Annotated in this window: 15 protein-coding genes; 8 read left to right on the top strand and 7 right to left on the bottom strand. The window is 69.5% G+C overall.

Features of this window, described 5'->3' with window-relative positions; translation table 11 throughout:
• Nucleotides 1-30: 30 nt before the first annotated feature.
• Both RAH39_RS02115 and ruvX read right to left on the bottom strand, forming a co-directional pair.
• A complete protein-coding gene (locus RAH39_RS02115) occupies nucleotides 31-906 on the bottom strand; it encodes an NAD(P)-dependent oxidoreductase (protein WP_306591153.1) in 876 nt (291 codons plus the stop codon).
• A 23-nt stretch (nucleotides 907-929) separates the two neighbouring features.
• Nucleotides 930-1,367: a Holliday junction resolvase RuvX gene (gene ruvX / locus RAH39_RS02110; RefSeq protein ID WP_306591152.1), complete on the bottom strand. Its 438-nt coding sequence runs from the start codon at nucleotides 1,365-1,367 to the stop codon at nucleotides 930-932.
• Nucleotides 1,368-1,384: 17 nt separating this feature from the next.
• Between ruvX and RAH39_RS02105 the strand changes: the two genes are divergently transcribed.
• Both RAH39_RS02105 and RAH39_RS02100 read left to right on the top strand, forming a co-directional pair.
• Nucleotides 1,385-1,870, top strand: a complete 486-nt coding sequence (locus RAH39_RS02105) for a methylated-DNA--[protein]-cysteine S-methyltransferase (protein WP_306591151.1) — start codon at nucleotides 1,385-1,387, stop codon at nucleotides 1,868-1,870.
• Nucleotides 1,871-1,927: 57 nt separating this feature from the next.
• Nucleotides 1,928-3,259, top strand: a complete 1,332-nt coding sequence (locus RAH39_RS02100) for a hypothetical protein (protein ID WP_306592121.1) — start codon at nucleotides 1,928-1,930, stop codon at nucleotides 3,257-3,259.
• Nucleotides 3,260-3,924: 665 nt separating this feature from the next.
• On the opposite strand, the gene RAH39_RS02090 is transcribed toward RAH39_RS02100, so the two are convergent.
• A complete protein-coding gene (locus tag RAH39_RS02090) occupies nucleotides 3,925-5,064 on the bottom strand; it encodes an MBL fold metallo-hydrolase (RefSeq protein WP_306591150.1) in 1,140 nt (379 codons plus the stop codon).
• A 16-nt stretch (nucleotides 5,065-5,080) separates the two neighbouring features.
• Complete coding sequence (locus tag RAH39_RS02085) at nucleotides 5,081-5,998, bottom strand: oxidoreductase (RefSeq protein WP_306591149.1); 918 nt, start codon at nucleotides 5,996-5,998, stop codon at nucleotides 5,081-5,083.
• 89 nt (nucleotides 5,999-6,087) lie between these two features.
• On the opposite strand from RAH39_RS02085, the gene RAH39_RS02080 reads away from it, so the two are divergent.
• From RAH39_RS02080 to RAH39_RS02055, 6 genes are all read left to right on the top strand, one after another.
• Complete coding sequence (locus tag RAH39_RS02080) at nucleotides 6,088-6,663, top strand: TetR/AcrR family transcriptional regulator (RefSeq protein ID WP_306591148.1); 576 nt, start codon at nucleotides 6,088-6,090, stop codon at nucleotides 6,661-6,663.
• 22 nt (nucleotides 6,664-6,685) lie between these two features.
• The gene (gene murB / locus RAH39_RS02075; RefSeq protein ID WP_306591147.1) at nucleotides 6,686-7,597 is read left to right on the top strand and encodes a UDP-N-acetylmuramate dehydrogenase; all 912 of its coding nucleotides are present in this window, start codon (nucleotides 6,686-6,688) and stop codon (nucleotides 7,595-7,597) included.
• 12 nt (nucleotides 7,598-7,609) lie between these two features.
• On the top strand, nucleotides 7,610-8,398 hold the full coding sequence (locus RAH39_RS02070; protein WP_306591146.1) for a cell division protein FtsQ/DivIB: 789 nt from the start codon (nucleotides 7,610-7,612) through the stop codon (nucleotides 8,396-8,398).
• Between the two features lie 107 nt (nucleotides 8,399-8,505).
• Nucleotides 8,506-9,720 (top strand): cell division protein FtsA, encoded by a 1,215-nt coding sequence (gene ftsA, locus RAH39_RS02065; RefSeq protein WP_306591145.1) that lies wholly within the window; start codon nucleotides 8,506-8,508, stop codon nucleotides 9,718-9,720.
• 34 nt (nucleotides 9,721-9,754) lie between these two features.
• A complete protein-coding gene (gene ftsZ / locus RAH39_RS02060) occupies nucleotides 9,755-11,029 on the top strand; it encodes a cell division protein FtsZ (protein ID WP_306591144.1) in 1,275 nt (424 codons plus the stop codon).
• A gap of 109 nt (nucleotides 11,030-11,138) precedes the next feature.
• On the top strand, nucleotides 11,139-11,999 hold the full coding sequence (locus tag RAH39_RS02055; RefSeq protein ID WP_306591143.1) for a non-homologous end joining protein Ku: 861 nt from the start codon (nucleotides 11,139-11,141) through the stop codon (nucleotides 11,997-11,999).
• 4 nt (nucleotides 12,000-12,003) lie between these two features.
• On the opposite strand, the gene ligD is transcribed toward RAH39_RS02055, so the two are convergent.
• The 3 genes from ligD to RAH39_RS02040 all read right to left on the bottom strand — a co-directional run bounded on the left by ligD (nucleotide 12,004) and on the right by RAH39_RS02040 (nucleotide 15,887).
• Nucleotides 12,004-14,487, bottom strand: a complete 2,484-nt coding sequence (gene ligD / locus RAH39_RS02050; RefSeq protein ID WP_306591142.1) for a DNA ligase D — start codon at nucleotides 14,485-14,487, stop codon at nucleotides 12,004-12,006.
• Nucleotides 14,488-14,495: 8 nt separating this feature from the next.
• A complete protein-coding gene (locus tag RAH39_RS02045) occupies nucleotides 14,496-15,497 on the bottom strand; it encodes an SDR family oxidoreductase (RefSeq protein ID WP_306591141.1) in 1,002 nt (333 codons plus the stop codon).
• 117 nt (nucleotides 15,498-15,614) lie between these two features.
• Nucleotides 15,615-15,887 carry a hypothetical protein gene (locus RAH39_RS02040; protein ID WP_306591140.1) on the bottom strand — a complete coding sequence of 91 codons (273 nt, stop codon included), beginning with the start codon at nucleotides 15,885-15,887 and terminating at the stop codon, nucleotides 15,615-15,617.
• Between the last annotated feature and the right edge of the window lie 6 nt (nucleotides 15,888-15,893).

Below are 15,893 nucleotides of genomic sequence, written 5' to 3'. Positions count from 1 at the left end.
GGTGACCTTTTGTTTTCAGGCATGACAGCGCTAAAGCCCAGCGTCCTCGCGGCTGATGCGGGAGAGGGCCGCCAGGTCCTGGTCGCCATAGCCCTTGGCCACGGCAGTGCGGAGCCGGTCGCGCAGAACCTCCGCGACGGGCAGAGGAGCGCCCAGGAGTTCGGCGGCGCGGAGGGCGAGATCCACGTCCTTCAGTCCCAGGCGGAGGGCGAAGCCCGCGGGATCGAAGGCGCCCTTCACCACGGCGCCGCCGTAGGCTTCCGCCAGGGGCGATTTCAGGAGCGCCGTGTTGAGGATCTTCAACGTGGTCTCCGGCGCCACGCCCGCCTTCTCCCCGTAGGCGAAGGCCTCGCTCAGGGCTTCCACCACCGTGACGAGCAGCGCGTTCCCCGCCAGCTTCAGGGCGTGGGCCGTGGCGGCCCGCTCGCCCAACGGGAACACGCCCTGACCCAGAGCCTCGAACAGCGGCCCGCACCGGGCCACCTGCTCCGCAGGACCGGCGGCCAGGATCCATAGTTGGCCCGCAGCCGCCGCGGGCGGGCGGCCGAAGACCGGCGCGGCCACGAATCCCCGCCCCGCCGCGGCATGGGCCTCCGCCAGGGCGTCGGACGCGGCGAGGCCGATGGTGCTCATGCAGACGTGCACCGCCCCGGGCGGGAGCGAGGCGATCAACCCGTCGGCGCCCAAGCTGAGGGATTCCTCCGCGGCGTCGTCCGCCAGCATGGTCACGGCGACCTCGGCATCACTCACGGCCTCGCGCACGGTGGCCGCCACGCGCGCGCCCAGCGCTCCGAACGGCGCGGCCTTGGCCCCGTCGCGGTTGAACACGGATAAGTCGAAGGCCGCGGCCAGCCGCCGCGCCATGGGTTCCCCCATCCTCCCCAGACCCAGGAATGCGACGCGCATGGTTCCTCCTCCCAGCCCCAGGCTCAGTCCAGGCGGCCCGCGGGAATTCCCTTCGCGCGCCGGTCCTCCAACAGTTCGTTCAGGATGACGGCCGCGGCGGCGGCATCGAGCAGGGCTTTGCGCTTGTCGGGCTTCACGCCCCGCTCGCGGAGCAGGCGCTCCGCTTCGGCGCTGCTGAGGTGCTCGTTCACCAGGCGCAACGGCAGGTCCGTGCGCGCCGCCAGGGCTTCGCCGAAAGCCCGCGCCGCCGGCGCCGTGGCGCTCTCCGCGCCGTCCTTGTGGCGGGGAAGCCCCACCGCCAGGGCCTGGACGCCCTCCTCGCGGCACAGCCGCACCAGGCGGTCCAGGGTCCGCGCTTCCTCCTGGGGCCACACCTCGAAGGGCGAGGCCAGGATCTCCAGCTCGTCCGACAGGGCAAGGCCGATCTTCTTCGTCCCGTGATCGATGGCGAGCCAGCGCATCCTGCCATCCTAGCCCGATGTTCCCGCGCAGCCTCACCTTCGCCACTGCCCTGGGCCGCCTGCGGCTGGCGTGGACGGCGGAGGGGATCTGCCTCCTGCGCTTCACGGACGCGCTGGATCGGGAGGAAGCCCGCGAGGCCCCGGCCTGGGTGCTGGAGGCCGTGCGGCGGATCATGGCGCATCTGGCGGGCCGCCCCCAGGATCTCAGCGCCATCCCCGTGGACCTGTCCGCCCTGACGCCCTTCCAGCGCCAGGTGGCGGAAGTCCTGAGGGCCACCCGCCCGGGACAGACCCTCAGCTACGGCGAGGTGGCATTGCTGGCGGGCCGCCCCGGCGCCGCGCGGGCCGTCGGCCGCGCCGTGAAGACCAATCCCATCCTGATCCTGGTGCCCTGCCACCGGGTGGTGGGCGCCCGGGACCCCGGCGGCTGGAGCGCCTTCGGGAGCCCCGACGTCAAAGCGCGGCTGCTGGCGCTGGAGACATTGAAAAACCGGGATGAATAGACATCGGCCGGGGCTCCGCCCGAACATGCTTCCTGCACCCTCGACCCAGGAGTCTCCATGTTGCCGCGCGCCGGTTGGTTCCTTGGCTGCCTCCTATCCGTGGCCGCGGTTGCCGGAGAGATCGCGCCCGATTCCATGGACCGGGGATTGGCGGCCCAGTTCTTTCAGGAGGCAAAGGCCCTCAGCGACCGCGACGGCGGCAAGCTGTGGGGCAGGTCAGTCTATGGGCCCATGTTGTTCGTGGACCGGGCGTCCCGCTCAGTGATCGCCAATGGGCCAGACACGGATCGAACGCTCCAGCGATCCGGCGACATGTGGGAGGGCGAACTCCCCGCGGCGATGTTCATCGCCAACACGGCCGTCGAATGGTCCGGCCTTCGCTGGACCATGGTGGGATGGCCCCTTCCGGAAAGCCGCCATGCGCGCGCATCCCTGATGCTCCACGAATGCTTCCACCGGATTCAAAAAGAGCTCGGTTTGGACCTTTCCGATCGCCCCTGCGGCCATTTGGATTCGAAGGAAGGCCGGATCTGGCTTCAGCTGGAGTGGCGCGCCCTCGGGGAGGCGCTGCTGGCTCGGGGTCCGACTCGCCGTAGGGCCATCCAGGACGCCCTTCTCTTCAGAGCCTATCGGCGCAGCCTCTTCCCGGGCGCCGCCGAACTCGAACGCAACCTCGAACTGAAGGAGGGCCTCGCTGAATACACAGGCATCCGACTGAGCGCGAGATCCGAAGCCCAGGCCATCGCCGATGCGCTGGGAGGACTCGATCTCGGCGTCCGGAAGCCGACCTTCGTCCGTTCCTTCGCCTATGCCTCGGGACCAGCCTATGGGCTGCTTTTGGATCGATCGGCCCCTGGCTGGCGCCATCACATGAAGGAAGGCCCAGATCTGGGGGATCTCCTCCTGAAGGCCCTGGCCATCCGGATGGCTGCCCCTGAGAAAAGCCAGGCACTCGGGCGCGCGGCGGGTTACGGAATCGAAGAATTGGTCCAAGACGAGACGCAGCGGGACTACAGGAGGAAGCTCCGGGTGGCGCGCTTTCAAGCCAGCCTGGTGGAGGGCCCGGTGCTGACGCTGCCTCGCACCGAAGCCATAAAATATTCCTTCAATCCCAACGAGCTGCTTCCCCTGGAACAGGGCTCGATCGCATATCCCACCCTCCAGGCCAACGACATTTGGGGTGCCCTCGACGTCACCGAGGGCGCGCTGCTGACGCCGGGGGATCTCCGCGTTTCTGCGCCGGAACATCCGATATCCGACCCGCTCCGAGGGAGGGGTTGGACGTTGACGCTCAAGCCTGGCTGGAGGCTCGTTCCCGATTCCCGAAAAGGGGACTGGCGGCTGGTTCAGGAGGCCGCGCCGTCCGCGCCCGGGGAGCCATCCCGATAAGCCGGATGCGTCTTTCCATTGATCTCCCGAGTCTCCAGCACCACGGTCGGTGAACCCTCGCTGGCCACGCGGATCATGGCCTTCCCGAGCTGTTCCGTGGTCGTGAAGCTGTCCCGAAATAGGATCTTCAAGAGCGGAAAGAAGGGGTACCAATCCGGCGTAGATAAGGCGGTACCAGCCCGTTCGCGAGGTGATCCCGTTCAGGGGCTGGACGAGCCCCGGGCGGAAAAAATACACGGCCCGGAAGGGCAGCTCCCGCAGCGCATGTTCGGTCTGGCCTTTCACCCGGGCCCACATGACGCGGCCCTGGCCGGTGTCGTCCGTTCCGGCGCCGGACACGTAGATGAAGGCCATGGCGGGATTGAGGCGGGACAGGGTCCTGGCCGCGGCGAGGGGAAGGTCGTGGTTCACCCGGCGGTACGCCGCTTCGTCCAGGCCCGCGGCGGACGCGCCGAGGCAGAAAAAGCAGGCGTCCAGTCCCGTCAGTTCTCCCTCGATCGAGCCGTACTCGAAGAAATCCCCGTGGACGATCTCCTTCAGCTTGGAATGCGCCCGTCCCGTGGGCACCCGCACGAGGGAAACCACTCGCGTCACCCGCGGATCCGCAAGGCATTCGCGCAGCGCGCCCTGGCCGATCATGCCCGTGGCGCCGAACAGGATCACCTTCATGGGGCGCTCCCCTGGACGGCCAGCGGCTGTCCGTTCGAGGTCGCGCGGATGGGCGCTTCGGCGGCGGTGTGCCACGGCAGGTCCGGCCACCAGCGCTGGAAGGACGGCGGTGCCTCGGGCTCGACGCTCTGACCGGGGCGCGGCACGACGACGGTGGCTCCCGCCGCCTTCGCCGCGATCAGGACGCGCTCCACGGGCTCCGTCCAGGCGTGGGCGGCCAGGTCGAACAGGCCCCAGTGGATGGGAAGGAGCGTCCGGCCCCGAAGCATGCCATGGGCTTCCACCGCCTGCTCGGGACCGAGGTGCCAATCGGGCCAGGCCCGGTTGTAGGCGCCGCTTTCGATCATCGTCAGGTCGAAGGGTCCCAGGCGCGCGCCGATCTCCCGAAAGCCCGGAAACATGCCGGTGTCGCCGGAAAAGTAGACGCGGTGCCGCGGACCGACGAACGCGTAGCTGGTCCACAGGGTGCGGTCCTTGTCGAGGAGCCCCCTGCCCGAGGCGTGGCGGGAGGGCGTGCTGACCACGTCCACCTCGCCGACACGGAAGCTCTGCCACCAATCCAGCTCGGTGATGCGCGCCACGGGAATGCCCCAGCGCACCAGCCGAGCGCCCACGCCGAGGGGCACGATGAACCGCGCGTCCCAGTCCTTCATCCGGCTGAGGGTGCCTTCGTCGAGGTGGTCGTAGTGGTTGTGGGAAATGGCCACGACCTGCGGCCGCGGCAGGTCCTCCAAGGAGATGAGCGGCGCGTAGAACCGCCGCGGCCCGGCCCAACTCACCGGGGAGGCCCGGTCACTCCACATGGGATCCGTCAGGATCCGCACGCCGTCCACCTCCAGGTAGACGGTGGAATGCCCCAGCCACGTGGCCCGGAGCCCCGAGGCCGGAGGCGCTTCCAGTCCCGCTCGCGTGGGCTGCACCGCGGGCACCGGCCCGGTGGGGCGGGAATTGGGATCGCGCTTGCGAATGGCCATGAGGGCGCCCCAGGTGTCGTTCCACATGGGCTGGGGATTGCGGAAGCGGCCGTCGCGCCATTGGGGGGAATGTTCCATGCGGGGACTCCTGGGGTCGCCGGAGGCAAGGTCGAAGGCCCACCAGCCCAGGGCCAACACCCCGGCCGCGAACAGGCTCTTCACGACGCGTCGTCGGGTTTCAGATCGGATAGGCCACCCCCGTGCTCTCCTCGGAACGCCGCCACAGCCACGCCTGAAGATCGCGATCCCGGGAGAGGGCGATGGGGGCGACCGGCGCGGGCGCGCCCTTCAATTCCTGGAAGCCCGTGGGGCCGTAGTACACGCCGCCTTCCACGGTGGGATCCGTGGCGGCCCGGAGCAAGGGGAGCGCGCCGCCGGCCGCGTCCTGGCTGAGCAGGGCCTCCAGCCCCAGGGCCCGCATCCACCGGATCCAGCCGGCGTGCCGCTGGAGTTCAGTCCGGGCCCACCCCGGATGGGCGGCCACGGAAAGGGTGGAGATGCCCGCGGCTTCCAGCCGGCGGTGGAGTTCGAAGGCGAACAGCAGATTGGCCAGCTTCGACTGACTGTAGGCCGCCCAGGCGCGGTAGCCGCGCTCGAAGTTCAGGTCGTCGGCCTGGATCCGCCCGTTGCGGTGGGCCAGGCTGCTCATGGTCACGATCCGCGATCCCGGCGTGGCCAGCAGATGCTCCAGGAGCAGGCCGGTCAGGGCGAAGTGGCCGAAGTGGTTGGTGCCGATCTGGGTTTCGAACCCGTCCTCGGTCCGGCCATGGGGCGGAATCATCACCCCGGCGTTGTTGAGCAGGAGATCCAGCCGTTCCGTCCGCGCCCGGATGACCGCGGCGGCGGCCCGCACGGAGGCGAGGGAGCCCAGGTCGAGCGCTTGAACCTCCACCTGCGCCCGGGGATGGACCGCGCGGATGCGCCCGATCGCTTCCTCCGCCTTGGAGGCGTTCCGGCAGGCGAGGATCACCCGCGCGCCCCTGCCCGCCAGAGCCAGGGCGGCCTGGAAGCCCGTTCCGGAGGTGGCCCCCGTCACCACCGCCACGCGGCCGGTCTGATCGGGAATGGCGTTCGCGTTCCAGCCGGGAGCCGACATGTCCTGCCTCCATGCGTTCTGACAATCAGACCAATAATGTCAATACGCCCATGTTGACACTCAGACACTTTTTGTCAACACTCCTTTGCATGAGGGATGCGAAAAAGGCCAAGGTCCTGGAGGCGGCCCAGGGGGTCTTCTTCCGGTACGGCTACCGGCGGACCACCATGGGCGATCTGGCCGCGGCGGCCGGCCTGTCCCGGCCCGCCCTCTATCTGCTCTTCTGCAACAAGGAGGAGGTGTTCCGCGGCGTCCTCGGCGCGTTCACCGCCCGCACCCTGGACGACCTGCGGCAGGCCCTTCCGAGCCTCCCCACCCCGGAGGAAAAGCTGCGGACCGCCTTCGAGCTGTGGGCCGTGCGGCCCTTCACCCTGTTCGCCGCCGCGCCGGACGCCAAGGACCTGGTGGACTGCGGGTTCGACTTCGCGCGGGGGACCGTGGAAGAAGCCACCGCGGCCTTCGAGGCGGAACTGGCGGCCATCCTCGCGCCCCTGTGGGCCGCCGCATCCGTCCGCTCCCTCCCGCCGGATCAGATCGCCCGGGTCCTCACCCGCGCCGTCCACGGCTTCAAGGAGTCCGCCGCGACGCCCGACGACCTGCGGACCATGATCAGCGGCCTGGTGGAGATGGTCCTGGGCTCCCTGCGCCCGGCATCCTCGACCTGAGCAGCGCCCCCATACTGAACCCATGCCGCGCCCCCTCCCCGACGACCTGCTGAAGGTTCCGCACCGCCGGGACGTGCCCTTCGCGCGGCTGACCACGCTTGGCGTCGGGGGCGTGTGCCGCTGGCTGTTCGAGCCCACCACCGAACCCGAAGCCCAGGCCTTCGTCCGCGCCTGCGCCCGGGAGGAGCTGCCGTGGCGCGTGCTCGGGGGCGGCTCCAACCTGGTGGTGCTGGGCGACATCGAGGCGCCGGTCCTGCGCCTCGCCCTCCCGAAAACCGTCCACCGCGACAGGACGCGCCTCACGGCTCCCGCCAGCCACGGGCACATGGCCTTGGCGGAAGCCGCCGCCGCCGCGGGCCTGTCGGGCCTGGAATTCGCCAGCGGGATCCCCGGATCCGCCGGCGGCGCGCTCCGCATGAACGCCGGCGCCTACGGGCGCGAGTGGGTGGACGTCCTCGCTCGCTACCGCTTCCTCACGCCCGAGGGGGACCTGGTGGAGAAGGCCCCGGAACCCAGCGAATTCCGCTACCGCTGGAGCTTTCTCACCGGCGGCCGGGTGGTGCTGTCCGCCACGGCCCAGCTCGCGGAGGGCGATCCCGCCGCCATCCGGGCGCAGGTGGCGGAGTACCGCGGGAAGCGCGGCACCAGCCAGCCCCTGTCCAAGCGCAACGCCGGGTGCATCTTCAAGAACCCGCCGGGGCAGAGCGCGGGCCGCCTCATCGACCAGGCCGGTCTCAAGGGCCTGCGGGTGGGGGATGCCGAGGTGAGCCCCGAACACGCCAACTTCCTGGTGAACCACGGCCGCGCCACCGCCGCGGAATTCGCCGACCTGATGGCCCAGGTCCAGGCGAAGGTCCTGGAGATGCACGGCGTGGAGTTGGAGCCCGAGGTGGAGATCTGGCGCGAGGACGGCCGGCCCTCCGTCCACACCTGATAGCGTGTCCCCATGCCGATGCTTCCCCGCAGCCGCCCCAAGCGCCCCTGGTTTCCCTGGGTGCGGGCGGGCATCACCCTGGCCGTGATCGGAGGCGCGGGCTGGGGACTGATGGAGCTGGGGACGCGCTACCTCGGGCTCCAGAAGCTGATCATCGAGCAGGTGAGCGTCAGCGGCTGCCGGGGCGAGCGCCAGGCGGAGATCCAGAAGCTGGCCGAGGAGCTGGCCCTGGGCAAGCCGCTGTTCTGGGTGGACGCCGAAGAACTGCGGTCCCGGATCGAGGCCAAGCGCTGGGTGCGCGGGCTCCAGATCCGCAAGGATCCCCCGGACCGCCTCAGCCTGGTGGTGGAGGAGCGGCGGCCGGTCCTGTGGCTGGTGCGGCCTAACGGCGTCTTCCTGGTGTCCGACGACGGGATCCTGCTGGATCGGGTGAGTCCGGCGAATTTAAATCCCATTCCCGTGGTGGTGGAACCCGAAAGTCAAACGGATCAAGGGTTGGCCCGCCTCGTGAGTGCCGCCAGGATCTTGCGCGAAAAACAGCTGGGCTTTTACGAGCGCATCACGGAATTGAGGTGGAGCCCGCGGGGGCCCGTAGCCTACATCGAGGGCCTTTCCGCGCCGATCTTCCTTTCGCGCCAGGATGTGACGAAAAACGTGCCCAATTTCCAGGGGCTGTTCGTGGATCACCTCTCCCAGCGGCCCGATCTGGCCCGGCTGCGGTACGTGGATCTGCGGTGGGACGACGAGGTGGCGGTGGGCGAGCCCGAGGAAGCCGCCGCGGCACCGAAGACCCCCCACTGAAAGGCCGCGGCCGAAGACGCGGAGCGCCGCGCGGGGGAACGGCGGGCTCCAAATGCTCGAAACCGGCGCGGAACTGGTGTAAATCTAGATCAAGGAAAAGGATCTTCATGGCTCAGCGTGCCGTTCTCCTCGGGCTCGACCTCGGTGCAAGCAAAGTTGTCGCGGTGGTCGCCGTCCAGGAGGAAGACGGGACCCTGAACGTGACCGGCACCGGCCAGGCGTCGCCCCAGGGCGGGTTCACCCAGGGCCAGATCACCGACATGGACCTGTGCACCCGCGCCATCGTCCGCGCCGTGGAAGAGGCCATGAGCACCGCCGGCCAAACCAAGGTGGACGGCATCCGCGTGGCGGTCGACGGGATCCAGTTCAAGGGCGAGAACCTCCGCGACTCCATCACCATCAGCAGCGGCGACAAGATCATCACCGCCGCGGACCGGGACCGCGTGCTGGAGCAGGCCACCAACGGATGCAAGCTGGCCAAGGAGGAGCTGGTCCTCCACCGCATTCCGCAGATGTTCCACATCAAGGGCCAGCGCGACATCCGCAACCCGGTCGCCATGTTCGGGGAGACGCTGGAAGCGGAGGTCCGGATCATCGTGGCCCCCGGCCCCGTGATCATGAACATCCAGCTCGCCCTCAAGAACGCCGGGCTGCACGGCGCCGAGCTGGTGTATTCGCCTCTCGCCAGCGCCGAAGCCATCCTCAGCCGCGAGGACCGGGAGAACGGCGCTGTGGTGGTGGACATCGGCGAGCACCTCACCCACCTGGGCGTCTTCCTCCACGGCAGCCTCTTCCACTCGGCGGTCATCCCCATCGGCGGCGCGCACTTCACCCGCGACCTGGAGATCACCAAGCACCTGGGCGGGATCGCTGCGTCGGAGCGGATCAAGATCCGGTTCGGGACGGTGCTGCACCCCCACGTTCCCGCGGAGGAATCCGTGGAGCTGGAGGAGGAGGGCCGCCTGGTGCCCCGGCGCGAGATCGCCGAAGTGCTCCAAGCCCGCGCGGCGGAGCTGCTGAACCTGGTGCTGGCGGAAATGGGCCGGACCGGGCTGATGCACGAGATCCACGGCGGCGTCCACCTGGTGGGCGGCGGCGCCCTCCTCACCCACCTGCCCCTCCTCGCCCAGACCGTCCTCGGCCGGCCCCGCGTCGTTCTGGGCCGGATCCACGGCGTGGGCGGCCTGCCCCAGGCCACCGGCAACCCCTATTTCGTCAACGCCCTGGGCGCGGTGAAATCCCTGGCCCGGGACCTGAGCGAGACCCGGGGCAAGCAGGACCGGGGCGACGGCTTCCTCGGCCGCTTCAAGAAGCTCTTCTAGTCCCCTCCCAGCCACGATCCATTCGGGAGCCCCGATGTCCGAGATCCCCTTCCTTCCCTGCCCCCACAGCCTTCCCGGCGCCAACATCAAGGTGCTGGGCGTGGGCGGCGCGGGCTGCAACGCCATCAACCGCATGATCGACAGCGGCGTGACCGGCGTGCAGTTCATCGCCATGAACACTGACCAGCAGAGCCTCGCCCAGAGCAAGGCCCACCTGAAGCTGCCCCTGGGCCCCCAGAGCAGTCGCGGGCTGGGCGCCGGCGGCAGCGCCGAGCGCGGCGCGGTGGCGGCGGAAGAGAGCCGGGAGGAAGTGCTGGCGGCCCTCCAGGGCGCCGACATGATCTTCATCACCGCGGGCATGGGCGGCGGCACGGGCACGGGCGCGGCGCCCGTCCTGGCCAGCTTCGCCCGGGAGCTGGGCGCCCTCACGGTGGCCGTGGTGCTCACGCCCTTCGCGTGGGAGGGCCGCAAGAAGGGCGACCTGGCCCTGGACGGTCTCTCCAATCTGCGCGACACCGCCGACACCGTGATCGTCGTCAGCAATGAGCGCCTGAAGAACGTCTGCGACGCCCGGGTCACCATGAAGGAGGCCTTCCGCGTGGCCGACGGCGTCCTCATCCAAGGCGTGCGCGGGATCGCGGACCTCATCCTCAAGCCGGGAATCATCAACGGCGACTTCGCCGACGTGGAGGCCGTCCTCCGCAACGGCGGCGAGGCCCTCATCGGCACCGGCGCGGGCCGCGGGGAAGAGGCCGTCATGGACGCCCTCCGCAAGGCCCTGGCCTGCCCCCTGCTGGAGCGCGCCCAGACCGGCGCCGCCGCCAACGTGATGGTGTCCATCACCGCGGACTGGGAAGTGATGGAGGCCTCCGCCATCGAGACCGCCATGAACTACCTCCAGGACCACTACGGCGGCCGGCCCGACATCAAGGCCTGCACGGTGGAAGGCGAGGGGATGGAGGATCGCGTCCTCATCACCGTCCTCGCCAGCGGCTTCGACCAGGAGGACAAGCTGATGGAGGACCGGCGCAACAGCCTGCACCTCGGCGGCGGCACATCTTCCCTGGAAGGGCTGCCCCCTTCCACCTACATCACCGTTCCCGCGCCCACCACCGCCCAGCCCCTGCCCACCGGCGTGGTGAGCGGGCGGGTCTACGGCGACGTCCCCGCGGGCGGCGAACAGGGCCCCACGCCCACGCGCCTCCTCCCCCAGGCGCCCACGCCCAGCGGCGAGCTGCCCGGCGGCCAGGACGATCTGCACGTTCCCGCCATCATCCGGCTGGGCCAGGGACGGCTGCCCATCGAATAGCGGGCGCGTTCCGCCCAGCACGATCCATCAGGGGCCCATCTCGGGCCCCTTTTTCTGGCGAGCCCTCCCGCCCCGCCCCACAGTGGGCACCTCGGCGAAGGGAGGACCGATGCCCGCACGCACAGCCTGGAAGGGCGCGATCAGCTTCGGCCTCGTCCACATTCCCGTCTCCCTCCAGCCCGCGTCCCGGGAGTCGGGGATCGACTTCGACTGGATCGACCGGCGCTCCCACGATCCCGTGGGCTACAAGCGGATCAACAAGCGCACGGGCAGGGAAGTGAAGCCCGCGGACGTGGTGCGGGGCGTCAAGCAGGAAGCCGGCGACTACGTGATCCTCTCCGACGAGGAGATCCGCGCGGCCTATCCCAGGGCGACCCAGACCATCGGCATCGAGCAGTTCGTGAAGGCCGAGGAGATCCCCTTCTTCTACCTGGAACGGCCCTACGCCGTCCTTCCGGCCGCGAAGGCGGACAAAGTGTACGCCCTCCTGCGGGATTCCATGGCGGCCCTCGGCGTCATCGGGATCGCGCGGATCGTGATGCACACCAAGGAACACCTCTGCGCCCTCATCCCCGACGGGTCGGCGCTGATGCTCAACACCCTGCGGTGGGAGGAGGAGCTTCGGCCCCTGGAGGAGATGGAATTCCCCGCGCCTCCCAAGAGCGCGCCGCGCCTGAAGCCCGCGGAGCTGACCATGGCCCGGCAGCTGATCAAGGGCATGACCGGCCCCTGGAAGCCCGCAGCCTTCACGGACCGCTTCGCGGAGGCCGTCCAGACGCTGGTCGCCCGGCGGGCCGCCGCGGGCGAGCTGACGGAGGTGCGGCCCCTGGAGGAACCTGCGACGGGAACGGAAGCCCCCGACGTGGACCTGGCGGATCTGCTCAAGCGCAGCCTTCCGCGCCTCGGCGTACGAGACGCGAAAGCGCCGGCCAAGAAAGAGAAGAAGCCGGTGAAGAGGAAAGCCTCCTGAGGCGCTATTCCTCTTCCGCGGGCGGACGGTAGCCCAGGCGCTTCATGGCCGCCGAAAGGCCGCGTGCGGCGCTCCCGTAGGCCTTCCAGGGGGCGTCGCCCACCGCCAGCCGCGCATCGACGTTCCGAATGGTCCAGTGCGCCGCCCCCTCCAGGGCCGGAAGTTCATCCCACGTGATGGGGACGGAGACGCCCAGCCCCGGCCGGGCCCGGGCCGACCACGCGCAGACGGTGGTGGCTCCGAATCCGTTCCGCAGGTAGTCCACGAAGATCTTCCCGACGCGGTTCTTGGCGCCGCTCTTGGCGACGAACAGCGCGGGGAGGGTCACCGCGAGGTGCTGGACGATGGCCCGGGAGAAGCCCTTCACGGCTTCCCATCCGTGCAGCCGCCGGATGGGCACCACCACGTGCAGCCCCTTCCCGCCGCTGGTCTTCACGAAGGGAACGAGGCCCAGTTCTTCGAGGAGGGTTTTCACGAGGACGGCGCCCTCGCGGATGGCCTCCCACGCGACGCCCGCGCCGGGATCCAGGTCGAAGGTCATCCGGTCGGGCCGATCGATGCGCGTGCTGAGGGCGTTCCAGGTGTGGAATTCCACGACGTTCATCTGGGCCGCGGACAGCAGCCCTTCGGGCCCCGCGATCTCTGCCCAGGGCGCGTGGTCCGGCTCCAGGGCGGGATCGAGCTTGATCCAGCCGTCGAGGGGCTCCTCCTCGAAGTGCTTCTGGAAGAAGGTCGGCCGGCCCACGCCCTGGGGCGCGCGGAGCATCGCCGCCGGCCGGTGGGCGAGGTGCGCCATCATCAGCTCGCCCACCCGGGCGTAGTGGCGGACCACCTCCAGCTTGGTGATCCCGGTCGCCCGGTCGATCACCCGCTCCGGATGGGACACGCGCAGCCGGGCGGGCAGTGGCTCTTCCGCATCGGGCCCCAGCGCCACCTGCGGCGCTTCGCGGACGATGGCCGCGGGCGGCTTGTCGTCGCGCAGCCCGTGGAAAACGCCCTGGCGGATGCGACCGGTGCGGGTCCAGGAGGAGAAGGACACCTCCGCGATGAGCCGGGGCTTCACCCAGTGGGCCCTGGATTCCTGCTCCGTGGGACCGGCGAAGGGCCGCCGTGCCACCGCCAGCTTCTGCAGTTCCGTGCGGAGGTGGGCCAGGCTGGCGGCGGTGAAGCCCGCGCCCACGCGGCCCACGTACGTGAGGTCGCCGCCGGGCGCGTGGACGCCCAGGAGCAGCGATCCGAATCCCTGGCGCGAGCCCTGCGGATCCGTCCACCCGCCAATGACGAATTCCTGCCGCTGGCTGCACTTCAGCTTGATCCACTCCCGCGAGCGGCCGGACACGTAAGCTCCGTCCCGCCGCTTGCCGATCACGCCCTCCAGCCCGAGGCGGCAGGCGGACGCCACCAATTGTGCGGGAGGCGCCTCGAAGGTCCCGCTGAAGCCCAGCGGAAAGGTCGCGTCTCGCAGGAGGGAGCCCAGAAGCTCGCGCCGCTGCGCCAGCGGAACGCCCGTCAGATCGCGGGCGTCGTAGTGCGGGAGGTCGAACAGGTGATAGGCGATCCGCCCGGTGCGCTCCGCTTCGAAGGCGTTCTGCAGGGCCTGGAAATCGGTGCGGCCCTGCTCGTCCTGGATGACGATCTCCCCGTCCAGCCATCCGGGCTTCAGGCGGAGGGCTTCCAGAGCCTTCACGAGGTGGGGAAGGCGCGCCGTCCAGTCGTGGCCGCGGCGGGTGAACAGCCGCGCCTTCCCTCCGCTGATCCGGGCCAGGATCCGGTAGCCGTCGAACTTGATCTCGAAGATCCAGGCATCGGGATCGTCGGGAGGGCGGTCCACCAGGGTGGCGAGCATCGGAGCGAGCGCCTCCGGCAACCGCTTGCGCGGGGCGGTGGGCACCTCTGCCGCAATGGCCGAATGCGGCCTCTTCGTCGGGGAAGGAGGCGGCGGGAGCCTCGCCACGCTGTCGGGAAGTTCGTCCACGACGCTGAAGTCCCCGGCCTTCCGTTCAAGCCCGTCGCGCTCCTTGATCAGCAGCCACGCGTCCTGGCGTTCGTCGCGGGCCCGCATCCGGACGAGGGTCCAGCGGCCGCGCAGCTTGTGGCCCCACAGCTCGAACTTGAGCTTGCCGGCGCGGTAGCCTTCGGCGGGATCGCCCACGGGCACCCACACGCCCCTGTCCCAGATGATCACCCGGCCCGCGCCGTACTGCCTGGGAGGGATCACGCCCTCGAAGCGGTTGTAGGAGATCGGATGATCCTCGACGTGGACCGCCATCCGCTTGTCGGCGGGATCGTAGCTGGGGCCGCGGGGAACGGCCCAGCTCTTCATCGTGCCTTCCAACTCCAGCCGGAAGTCGTAGTGGAGGCGTCGGGCCCAGTGCTTCTGGATCACGAACTGAAGGGCGGCCGGGTGGGGCTCGCCTCCCTCCTGCGGTTCGGGCGTCACTGCGAAATTCCGCTTCGCCTGGTAGCGCGCGAGATTCCCCGCAGCCATCCCTCCTCCTATGCGGCGCCGATGCTGCCCGTGGCCGGAAGGACGATGCCCGAGATGTAGCTGGAGCACACGGGCGACGCCAGGAACACGTAGGCGGGGGCCATCTCCTCCGGTTGCGCGGGGCGGTGCATGTCCACCTGGCTGCCGAACTGGGCCACCTTCTCCGCGGGTGAATCGGCGGGGTTCAGCGGCGTCCACACGGGGCCGGGGGCCACCGCGTTGACGCGGATCCCCTTGGACAGCACGTTCTGCGCCAGCGCCTTGGTGAAGGCGTGGATGGCGCCCTTGGACGTGGCGTAGTCCAGGAGATGGGCGCTGCCTTCGAGCCCCGTGACCGAACCCGTGTTGATGATCGACGCGCCCTTCTTGAGGTGGGGCATCGCGGCGCGGGCCATCTGAAAATAGCCGAAGACGTTGGTGCGGAGGGTCTCCTCCAGCCGCTCGTCCGTGATGTCCTCGATGCTGTCGGCGTGCTCCTGGAACGCCGCGTTGTTCACCAGCACGTCCAGGCGCCCGAAACGGTCCACGGTCCTGTCGACGGCCCGTCTGCAGAAGGCCGGATCCTTCACGTCGCCGGGGATCAGCAGGCACTCCTGGCCTTCCTTCTCGACGTGTTCGCGGGTGACTTCCGCATCCTCGTGCTCGTTCAGGTACACGATCGCGACGTCGGCGCCTTCCCGGGCGAACAGGACCGCCACGGAGCGGCCGATCCCCGAATCCCCGCCGGTAATGAGAGCCGTCATGCCCTCCAGCTTTCCGCTGCCGCGGTAGTCAGGCGCTTCGAAGTGGGGCTTCAGATCGAGTTCGGATTCGCGGCCAGGCTTGTCGATGTGCTGGGCGGGCAGCTTGTCCGGATGGAACCGCGCTCCCGCCTGCACCGCTTCCTTGGGAGGAGCCGTTGCGTCGGCCTTTCCGGCGTTCTTCTTCTGATCCTTCGCGTCCTGCTGGGCCTGAATCTCGCGCTGCTTGGCGACCGGGGAAGTGATGGGATCGTCGGTTCGGGTGGCCATGGACACCTCGCTGCTAAGTGTTGATTTTTTAGCGCAAAACATCCGGGATCCAACGCGCGGAAAGCCTTCCTCCGCTGGTATCGGATCCCGGATGCCCTATGGGGGAATCTGAACGGACTACTCTTCAGCTTCCCTCATGGGATCGCCCAGCTGGCCGGACTTCTTGGACGCGTCGTCCCACTGGTCCTTGTCCTTCTTCTGCTTGGAGAGATCCTCCTCCTGCTGGCGACCCGGGGCCGGAGTGCGCAGGTTGCCGGTGGCCTGGACCGGATCCGGGAACGGGCTGTTGGGCGAGATGCCGGGCTGCTGCTCCCCAGGCCGCTGCTCGCCAGGGCGGGGATTGCTTTCCGGACGGCTGTTGGGATTCTGGGGGGTTCCGTAATTAGGCATAACGCC

Source organism: Geothrix sp. 21YS21S-4, from assembly GCF_030845995.1.
GTDB lineage: Bacteria > Acidobacteriota > Holophagae > Holophagales > Holophagaceae > Geothrix.
The sequence above is the reverse complement of the archived record's forward strand: the minus strand, read 5'-3'. Positions and strand labels throughout refer to the sequence as shown.

Bases quoted from the DNA above. Each gene is read 5' to 3' on its own strand.
- RAH39_RS02070 (WP_306591146.1), top strand. From the start codon at position 7,610: ATGCCGATGCTTCCCCGCAGCCGCCCCAAGCGCCCCTGGTTTCCCTGG.
- ftsA (WP_306591145.1), top strand. From the start codon at position 8,506: ATGGCTCAGCGTGCCGTTCTCCTCGGGCTCGACCTCGGTGCAAGCAAA.
- ftsZ (WP_306591144.1), top strand. From the start codon at position 9,755: ATGTCCGAGATCCCCTTCCTTCCCTGCCCCCACAGCCTTCCCGGCGCC.
- RAH39_RS02045 (WP_306591141.1), bottom strand. From the start codon at position 15,497: ATGGCCACCCGAACCGACGATCCCATCACTTCCCCGGTCGCCAAGCAG.
- RAH39_RS02040 (WP_306591140.1), bottom strand. From the start codon at position 15,887: ATGCCTAATTACGGAACCCCCCAGAATCCCAACAGCCGTCCGGAAAGC.
- murB (WP_306591147.1), top strand. From the start codon at position 6,686: ATGCCGCGCCCCCTCCCCGACGACCTGCTGAAGGTTCCGCACCGCCGG.
- RAH39_RS02055 (WP_306591143.1), top strand. From the start codon at position 11,139: ATGCCCGCACGCACAGCCTGGAAGGGCGCGATCAGCTTCGGCCTCGTC.
- RAH39_RS02115 (WP_306591153.1), bottom strand. From the start codon at position 906: ATGCGCGTCGCATTCCTGGGTCTGGGGAGGATGGGGGAACCCATGGCG.
- ligD (WP_306591142.1), bottom strand. From the start codon at position 14,487: ATGGCTGCGGGGAATCTCGCGCGCTACCAGGCGAAGCGGAATTTCGCA.
- RAH39_RS02080 (WP_306591148.1), top strand. From the start codon at position 6,088: ATGAGGGATGCGAAAAAGGCCAAGGTCCTGGAGGCGGCCCAGGGGGTC.
- RAH39_RS02105 (WP_306591151.1), top strand. From the start codon at position 1,385: ATGTTCCCGCGCAGCCTCACCTTCGCCACTGCCCTGGGCCGCCTGCGG.
- RAH39_RS02085 (WP_306591149.1), bottom strand. From the start codon at position 5,998: ATGTCGGCTCCCGGCTGGAACGCGAACGCCATTCCCGATCAGACCGGC.
- RAH39_RS02100 (WP_306592121.1), top strand. From the start codon at position 1,928: ATGTTGCCGCGCGCCGGTTGGTTCCTTGGCTGCCTCCTATCCGTGGCC.
- ruvX (WP_306591152.1), bottom strand. From the start codon at position 1,367: ATGCGCTGGCTCGCCATCGATCACGGGACGAAGAAGATCGGCCTTGCC.